Annotated in this window: 5 protein-coding genes; 4 read left to right on the forward strand and 1 reads right to left on the reverse strand. The window is 73.5% G+C overall.

Translation table 11 applies throughout. The annotated features are described in order from the left end of the window. Positions 1-531 (reverse strand): TetR/AcrR family transcriptional regulator (locus K6I33_RS29570; protein ID WP_374286060.1); only part of this gene is annotated, 531 nt, incomplete at its 3' end. A 101-nt stretch (positions 532-632) separates the two neighbouring features. Between K6I33_RS29570 and K6I33_RS29575 the strand changes: the two genes are divergently transcribed. From K6I33_RS29575 to K6I33_RS29590, 4 genes are read left to right on the forward strand one after another with little or no spacing between them, the layout of a single operon-like run. After that, positions 633-2,264: a carboxyl transferase domain-containing protein gene (locus K6I33_RS29575; RefSeq protein ID WP_229357615.1), complete on the forward strand. Its 1,632-nt coding sequence runs from the start codon at positions 633-635 to the stop codon at positions 2,262-2,264. A gap of 8 nt (positions 2,265-2,272) precedes the next feature. Beyond that, positions 2,273-4,372 (forward strand): biotin carboxylase N-terminal domain-containing protein, encoded by a 2,100-nt coding sequence (locus K6I33_RS29580; protein ID WP_229357616.1) that lies wholly within the window; start codon positions 2,273-2,275, stop codon positions 4,370-4,372. Further along, positions 4,369-5,307 carry a hydroxymethylglutaryl-CoA lyase gene (locus K6I33_RS29585; protein ID WP_229357617.1) on the forward strand — a complete coding sequence of 313 codons (939 nt, stop codon included), beginning with the start codon at positions 4,369-4,371 and terminating at the stop codon, positions 5,305-5,307. The genes K6I33_RS29580 and K6I33_RS29585 overlap by 4 nt, the downstream gene beginning before the upstream one ends. A gap of 9 nt (positions 5,308-5,316) precedes the next feature. Next, complete coding sequence (locus tag K6I33_RS29590; protein WP_229357618.1) at positions 5,317-6,480, forward strand: acyl-CoA dehydrogenase family protein; 1,164 nt, start codon at positions 5,317-5,319, stop codon at positions 6,478-6,480. Positions 6,481-6,502: the final 22 nt, after the last annotated feature.

The following is a 6,502-nucleotide window of genomic DNA, read 5'->3' on the forward strand; positions in this document are numbered from 1 at the left end:
GAGGGCGCCGGGGCGGCCGAGGTGGGGGGTGGAGTTGAGCAGCCCGAAGACGGCGTGGACGGCGGCCCGGGCCTCGGCCTCGGCGGTGCCGGGGTACAGCCGGCGGACGACGTCGACCCACAGCTCGACGTACTGGCGCTGGAGCGAGCGCACCAGCTTGCGGTCGCTGTCGCGGAGCTGGCCGAGCTCCCGGTCGTGGAGGATGATCAGCGCCCGGTCGTCCAGGGCGAAGTCGATGTGCCCGTCGATGAGCGAGTCCAGCACCCCGGCCGGGCCCGCGCCCGCCTCCGCCGCCTCGGCGGCGCGCCGCCGGCCGCCCGTCAGGAGCCGCCCGCTGATGCCCACCAGGAGCTCGGCGAGCATCGCGTCCTTGCCGGCGAAGTGGCGGTAGAGCCCGGGGCCGCTGATGCCGACCGCCGCGCCTATCTCGTCCACGCCCACGCCGTGGAAGCCGCGCTCGGCGAAGAGCCGCGCGGCCTCCCGCAGGATCTGCTCGCGGCGGGAGGAGGAGGCCGGCCGGGTGGTGCTCACAGCGTCTTTCACGAAGGTAATTCTAGACAGCGGGCGTTAGTGGTCGTTAACCTGAAGGCACTGTGTTAACGCTCATTAACCGAGCAAGGGAGCTCGAGTCCATGCAGCAGGCACCGGTGCTGGGGAGCGCCGCGGATCCGGCGTCCGACGCCTGGCGGGCCAATGAGGCCGCCCATCGCGAGCTGGCGGCGGAGCTGCGCGGCAGGCTCGCCACCGCCCGGCTCGGCGGCGGCGAGAAGGCCCGCGCGCGGCACACCGCGCGCGGCAAGCTGCTGCCGCGCGACCGCGTCGACGCCCTGCTCGACCCCGGCTCGCCCTTCCTGGAGATCGCCCCCCTGGCCGCCGAGGGGATGTACGGCGGGGCCGCCCCGGCCGCGGGCGTGATCGCGGGCATCGGCCGGGTCTCCGGCCGCGAGACGGTGATCGTCGCCAATGACGCCACGGTCAAGGGCGGCACGTACTACCCGATGACCGTCAAGAAGCATCTGCGCGCCCAGGAGATCGCCCTGGAGAACAGGCTCCCGTGCCTGTATCTGGTCGACTCCGGCGGCGCCTTCCTGCCCATGCAGGACGAGGTCTTCCCCGACCGAGACCACTTCGGCCGGATCTTCTACAACCAGGCCCGGATGTCCGGCGCCGGCATCCCGCAGATCGCGGCGGTCCTCGGCTCCTGCACGGCCGGCGGCGCCTACGTCCCGGCGATGAGCGACGAGGCCGTGATCGTGCGCGGCCAGGGCACGATCTTCCTGGGCGGCCCGCCGCTGGTGAAGGCCGCGACGGGCGAGGTCGTCACCGCCGAGGAGCTGGGCGGCGGCGAGGTCCACTCCAAGGTCTCGGGCGTCACCGACCACCTCGCCGAGAACGACGAGCACGCCCTGCGCATCGTCCGGACCATCGTCTCGACCCTCCCCGAGCGCGGCCCGCTGCCGTGGCCGGTGGAGCCGGCCGAGGAGCCCAAGGCCGACCCGGCCGGGCTCCACGGCGCGGTCCCGGTCGACTCCCGCACCCCGTACGACGTGCGCGAGGTCATCGCCCGGATCGTCGACGGCTCGCGGTTCGCCGAGTTCAAGGCGGAGTTCGGGCAGACGCTGGTGACCGGCTTCGCCCGGATCCACGGCCACCCGGTGGGCATCGTCGCCAACAACGGCATCCTCTTCTCCGAATCCGCCCAGAAGGGCGCCCACTTCATCGAGCTGTGCGATCAGCGCGGCATCCCGCTGGTCTTCCTCCAGAACATCTCCGGCTTCATGGTCGGCCGGCAGTACGAGGCGGGCGGCATCGCCAAGCACGGCGCGAAGATGGTCACGGCCGTCGCCTGCACCCGCGTCCCGAAGCTGACGGTCGTCATCGGCGGCTCGTACGGCGCGGGCAACTACTCCATGTGCGGCCGGGCCTACTCCCCCCGCTTCCTGTGGATGTGGCCCAACGCCAAGATCTCGGTGATGGGCGGCGAGCAGGCGGCCTCCGTGCTCGCCACCGTCAAGCGCGACCAGCTGGAGGCGCGCGGCGAGGAATGGGCCGCGGAGGACGAGGAGGCCTTCCGGGCGCCGATCCGCGAGCAGTACGAGACCCAGGGCAACGCCTACTACGCGACCGCCCGGCTGTGGGACGACGGAGTCATCGACCCCCTGGAGACCCGGCAGGTGCTGGGCCTGGCCCTGACCGCCTGTGCCAACGCCCCGCTTCCCGCCAGGGACGGCGCGGCGCCCGGCTACGGCGTCTTCCGGATGTGAGGCGGAGCATGTTCGAGACAGTCCTTGTCGCCAACCGGGGCGAGATCGCCGTACGCGTCATCCGTACGCTGCGCGCGCTGGGCATCCGGTCCGTCGCCGTGTTCAGCGACGCGGACGCCGACGCCCGGCACGTCCGCGAGGCCGACACCGCCGTGCGCATCGGCCCCGCGGCCGCCACGGAGAGCTATCTGTCCGTGGAGCGGCTGCTGGACGCCGCCGCCCGCACCGGCGCGCAGGCCGTCCACCCCGGCTACGGCTTCCTCGCGGAGAACGCCGCCTTCGCCCGCGCCTGCGCCGACGCGGGGCTCGTCTTCATCGGCCCGCCCGCCGGGGCGATCGAGCTGATGGGCGACAAGATCCGGGCGAAGGAGACGGTCCGGGCGGCGGGCGTGCCCGTCGTGCCGGGCTCGTCGGGCAGCGGCCTGACCGACGCCGAACTGGCCGACGCGGCGCATGCGATCGGGATGCCGGTCCTGCTGAAGCCGTCCGCGGGCGGCGGCGGCAAGGGCATGCGGCTGGTGCGCGACGCGGCGCTGCTCGGCGAGGAGATCGCCGCCGCGCGGCGCGAGGCGCGCGGGTCCTTCGGCGACGACACCCTGCTCGTCGAACGCTGGGTCGACCGGCCCCGGCACATCGAGATCCAGGTGCTGGCCGACGGCCACGGCGGCGTGGTCCACCTGGGCGAGCGCGAGTGCTCGCTCCAGCGGCGCCACCAGAAGATCATCGAGGAGGCCCCCAGCGTCCTGCTGGACGAGGCCACGCGCGCCGCGATGGGCGAGGCCGCCGTGCAGGCCGCGCGCTCCTGCGGCTACACGGGCGCGGGGACGGTGGAGTTCATCGTCCCGGGCGGCGACCCGTCCTCGTACTACTTCATGGAGATGAACACCCGCCTCCAGGTCGAGCACCCGGTCACCGAGCTGATCACCGGGCTGGACCTGGTCGAGTGGCAGATCCGGGTCGCGGCCGGCGAGCGGCTGGGCTTCGCCCAGGAGGACGTGACGCTCACGGGGCACGCGGTGGAGGCGCGCGTCTGCGCCGAGACCGCCCGGGTCAGCGGCGACCGCGTCGACTTCCTGCCCTCGGCGGGCACGGTCCTGGCCCTGCGCGAGCCGGCGGGCGAGGGGATACGGGTGGACTCCGGGCTCGTTGCGGGCGCGGAGGTCGGCACGTCGTACGACCCCATGCTCGCGAAGGTCGTCGCCCACGGCCCGGACCGGGCCACGGCGCTGCGCCGCCTGCGGGCCGCCCTCGCGGAGACGGTAGTCCTGGGCGTGGACACGAACGTGGGCTTCCTGCGGCGGCTGCTGGCCCACCCCGACGTGGTGTCGGGCGCGCTCGACACGGGGCTCGTCGACCGGGACGCGGCGACGCTCGTTCCGGCGGAGGTGCCGGAGGAGGTGTACGTGGCGGGCGGGTTGCTGCGCCAGCGGGAGCTGTCCCCCACCGGAACCCCCACGTGGGTGGACCCCTTCTCGGTCCCGAGCGGCTGGCGCCTCGGTGGCGAAGCCGCCTGGACGCCCCACCACTTCCGCGCCCCGGGCCACGCCCCGGTCACGGTCCGCGTGCGCGGTGCCGTCGACGAGGCGGAGTTCCTGCTGACGCCGTCGGGCGAGGCCGTACCGGACCCCGCCCCCCGCGGCGCGAAGCTGCTGCCCTCCCGGGGGCCCGGGGAACAGACCGCCGTCGAGCTCGACGGCACCACCCGCACCCTCGCCCTCGCCCACACCGCCGACGGCGGCACGTGGCTCGCCCACCAGGGCGACGCCTGGCACCTCGTGCCGTACGACCCCGTCCAGGCCGCCCTGAGCGGCGGCGGTGCCGGGGCCCACGCCGGCGCCCTCACCGCCCCCATGCCCGGCACGGTCACCGTCGTCAAGGCCGCCGTCGGGGACGAGGTCGAGGCCGGTCAGAGCCTCCTCGTCGTCGAGGCGATGAAGATGGAGCACGTCATCGCCGCCCCCCACGCCGGCACCGTCACCGAGCTCGACGTGACGCCGGGCAGCACCGTGGCGATGGACCAGGTCCTGGCCGTCGTCACCCCTGCACCGGACTCGCCCCCGGCCCCGGACTCGCCCTCGCCCTCGCCCTCGCCCTCGGAGGAGTCATGATCAGCGGACTGCCCATGACCGTCCCGGACCCCGCCCTCCCCACCCGGGTGCGGATCCACGAGGTGGGTCCCCGCGACGGTCTCCAGAACGAGAAGACGACCGTCCCGACCGAGGTCAAGGCGGAGTTCATCCGCCGGCTGGCCGCCGCCGGCCTGGACACCGTCGAGGCGACGAGCTTCGTGCATCCCAAGTGGGTGCCCCAGCTGGCCGACGCCGAGGAGCTGCTGCCGCTGCTGGAGGGCGTGCCCGCCCGGCTCCCCGTGCTTGTGCCCAACCGGCGCGGGCTCGACCGCGCCCTCGCCCTGGGCGCCCGGGAGATCGCCGTCTTCGGCAGCGCCACCGAGTCCTTCGCCCGGGCCAATCTCAACCGCTCCGTCGACGAGTCGCTGGAGATGTTCGCCCCCGTCGTGGCGGAGGCCCGGGAGGCGGGGCTGCGGGTGCGCGGCTATCTCTCCATGTGCTTCGGCGACCCCTGGGAGGGGGCCGTCCCCCTGGAGCGGACCGTCCGCGTCAGCCGCCGTCTGCTCGACCTGGGCTGTGACGAGCTGAGCCTCGGCGACACCATCGGCGTCGCCACGCCCGGCCATGTCACGGCGCTGCTCACCGCGCTCAACGAGGCGGGGGTGCCGACCGACCGGCTCGCCGTCCACTTCCACGACACCTACGGGCAGGCGCTCCCCAACACCCTCGCCGCCCTGCGCCACGGCGTGACCACGGTCGACGCCTCCGCCGGCGGTCTGGGCGGCTGCCCGTACGCGAAGAGCGCCACCGGCAATCTCGCCACCGAAGACCTCGTCTGGATGCTCGACGGCCTCGGCATCGCCACCGGGGTCGATCTCGGCCGTCTCACCGCCACCAGCGTCTGGATGGCCGGCCACCTGGGCCGACCCAGCCCCTCCCGCACCGTCCGTGCCCTCTCCCACCAGGAGCCCTGAGCCATGCCGCTGGACCACCGTCTCTCCCCCGAGCACGAGGAACTCCGCCGCACCGTGGAGGAGTTCGCCCACGAGGTCGTCGCCCCGAAGATCGGCGACTTCTACGAGCGCCATGAGTTCCCCTACGAGATCGTGCGGGAGATGGGCCGCATGGGCCTGTTCGGGCTGCCGTTCCCCGAGGAGTACGGCGGCATGGGCGGGGACTACCTGGCCCTCGGGCTGGTCCTGGAGGAGCTCGCCCGGGTGGACTCCTCCGTGGCGATCACCCTGGAGGCCGGGGTCTCGCTGGGCGCGATGCCCATCTTCCGCTTCGGCACCGAGGAACAGAAGCGCGAGTGGCTGCCGAAGCTCTGCTCCGGCGAGATGCTGGGCGCGTTCGGCCTGACGGAGCCCGACGGCGGCTCCGACGCCGGGGCCACCCGCACCACCGCCCGTCTCGACGAGTCGACGAACGAGTGGGTGATCAACGGCACCAAGTGCTTCATCACCAACTCCGGCACCGACATCACCGGCCTGGTCACCGTCACCGCCGTCACCGGCCACGCCGAGAACGGCAAGCCGCTGATCTCCTCGATCATCGTGCCGTCCGGGACCCCCGGCTTCACGGTCGCCGCCCCCTACTCCAAGGTCGGCTGGAACGCCTCGGACACCCGGGAGCTGTCCTTCTCCGACGTCCGGGTGCCGGCCGCCAATCTGCTGGGCGAGCAGGGCCGCGGCTACGCCCAGTTCCTGCGGATACTGGACGAGGGCCGGATCGCGATCTCCGCGCTGGCCACCGGGCTCGCCCAGGGCTGTGTCGACGAGTCCATCACCTACGCCCGGACCCGGGAGGCCTTCGGCCGGCCGATCGGCGCCAACCAGGCCATCCAGTTCAAGATCGCGGACATGGAGATGCGGGCGCACACGGCCCGGATCGCCTGGCGCGACGCCGCGTCCCGGCTGGTGCACGGCGAGCCGTTCAAGAAGGAGGCGGCGCTGGCCAAGCTCTACTCCTCCGAGATCGCGGTCACCAACGCCCGCGAGGCCACCCAGATCCACGGCGGCTACGGCTTTATGAACGAGTACCCCGTGGCCCGGATGTGGCGGGACTCCAAGATCCTGGAGATCGGCGAGGGCACCAGTGAGGTCCAGCGGATGCTGATCGCCCGCGAGCTGGGCCTGCCCGGCGCCTGACGCCCCCGGCACACCCCCGCTC

It is taken from the genome of Streptomyces sp. UNOB3_S3 (genome assembly GCF_020740895.1).
Classification (GTDB): Bacteria; Actinomycetota; Actinomycetes; order Streptomycetales; family Streptomycetaceae; genus Streptomyces.

What these genes read in the sequence shown, in the direction of transcription:
- K6I33_RS29575 (WP_229357615.1), top strand. Translation starts at nt 633, where the DNA reads ATGCAGCAGGCACCGGTGCTGGGGAGCGCCGCGGATCCGGCGTCCGAC.
- K6I33_RS29580 (WP_229357616.1), top strand. Translation starts at nt 2,273, where the DNA reads ATGTTCGAGACAGTCCTTGTCGCCAACCGGGGCGAGATCGCCGTACGC.
- K6I33_RS29585 (WP_229357617.1), top strand. Translation starts at nt 4,369, where the DNA reads ATGATCAGCGGACTGCCCATGACCGTCCCGGACCCCGCCCTCCCCACC.